Here is a 1,473-nt window from a genome sequence, read left to right as displayed (position 1 = left end):
ACCCGCTGGCTGCACCTGCGCGTTGTAGCGGTCCAGGACGGCGGCCCCTTCCACCGGGAGGGCACCGTGCGCTTCGCCGCGGTCTACCGGGATGCCGCGGGCCGCGGCGAGCTGCGCGAGCTGAGCCGCTTCCGCCGCGAGGGCTCCTGGTTCTACGTCGACGGCGACGTCGATGCGCCTGCCTGAGCCAGGCCCACGGGGAAATCTCGTAGACTCGGCACAATGAGAACGGAACGCTGTCGACGCGCCCTGGCGGTTGCCGGACTCGGCCTCCTGCTCGCCGGGTGCTCCGCCGCACCGGAGGCACCCCCGACGCCGCTCACCCTGAGCGAGGCCGGCACGGGGTACCTCCGCATCGTCTGCCCGCTGAACGAGCGCTGGGACCGGCTCGACCTGACGGTTGACGTGCTCCGGCAGAGCCCGAACCCGGGGGCCGCCGAGCTGACCGCCGCGAAGCGGGCCGCCGAGTCGCTCCGCGAGGCGAGCGAGCAGGCGCTGCGGGACCTGGACGAGGCCGAGCCAACCTGGCCCGCCGCCGCGGCCCCCGCGCTCGGCGAGGTGCGGGAGCAGATCGCCGCCGAGGTGAGCACCCTGAAAACGGTGCCCACGCTGGATCGGGATGCGTTTCTCGGGCTGAGCTGGCCCGACGCCGGGGACTCCGCGGCGCAGGCCCGGCGCGCCCTCGACCTGGACGACGACCCGGACCGCAACTGCGCCGAGCTTCCCGCCGAGCCGCCCGCGACCGAGGAGACCCCCGATGCCTGAGCCCGACGAGGCAGCCGCCCCCCTGAGCCTTCGGGCCGAGCGCCTGATCCGGCTGGCCGCGCGGCGGAGCAATCTCCTCGTGGCCGGGGCCCCCGCGCTCGTCCTCGGCGATCACGCCCTCGCCGCGGCGCTGCGCGAGCGCCTCGCGGGCTTCGGCGCCCTCCCGGGCGACCTCGCCCCGCCCCGCTTCGTGTTTGCCCTGGGCGCGGAACCCGCCGCCCGGACCGCCGAGCGCCTCGCCGCGCTCGCCGTGCCCGAGCCCACCCCGCCCCCGGTCGTCGTGCTTCCCCCGGAGGAGTGCCGCGCATCCGTCCAGGCCCTGCTCGCCTCGGGCTGGGCCCAGACGGAGGCGCGGCCCGGGGTCCTGCTGCTCAGCCGGGGCCCCGTCCGGGTCGCCCTCGTCCCGGACGCCCCCCTGCCCGCCGAGGCGCGCGCCGCCTCCGGCGCCGCCCGGATCGCCTGGGCCCGGCTCTTCATGCCGGTCACCCGGGGGCTCGCCGCCGAGCTCGGGAGCTCGGGCCTGCTCGCCGGCCGCCGCATCGGCGTAAGCCTCGTCCTCGAACCCAAGACCTGCGTGCTCGCGCTGGCCCTCGCCGAGGCGGGCGCGGAGGTCGCGGTGTTTGCCCCCGAGAACGAGACGGACCGGGACGCGGCGGTGGCCCTCCGCGACGCGGGCATCCCCGTCTTCGCGGCCACCGAAGCCGAGGA

General features: G+C 77.1%; 2 protein-coding genes and 1 pseudogene. All 3 read left to right on the top strand.

Annotated features, from left to right (window positions below; translation table 11 throughout):
• The coding region (locus OOT08_RS02100; RefSeq protein WP_325090900.1) for a YchJ family metal-binding protein at nucleotides 1-186 on the top strand (186 nt) is incomplete at its 5' end.
• A gap of 36 nt (nucleotides 187-222) precedes the next feature.
• The gene (locus tag OOT08_RS02095; protein ID WP_325090899.1) at nucleotides 223-765 is read left to right on the top strand and encodes a hypothetical protein; all 543 of its coding nucleotides are present in this window, start codon (nucleotides 223-225) and stop codon (nucleotides 763-765) included.
• A pseudogene (locus OOT08_RS02090) lies at nucleotides 758-1,473 on the top strand (hypothetical protein); the annotation flags it as partial. The gene OOT08_RS02095 and the pseudogene OOT08_RS02090, both read left to right, overlap by 8 nt.

Origin of the sequence: Leucobacter sp. M11 (assembly GCF_035726885.1) — a bacterium.
Taxonomy (GTDB): Bacteria; Actinomycetota; Actinomycetes; order Actinomycetales; family Microbacteriaceae; genus JAPFRB01.
This window is presented reverse-complemented; position numbering and strand designations above follow the sequence as displayed.

Coding starts and splice junctions, on each gene's coding strand:
- OOT08_RS02095 (WP_325090899.1), top strand. CDS start 223: ATGAGAACGGAACGCTGTCGACGCGCCCTGGCGGTTGCCGGACTCGGC.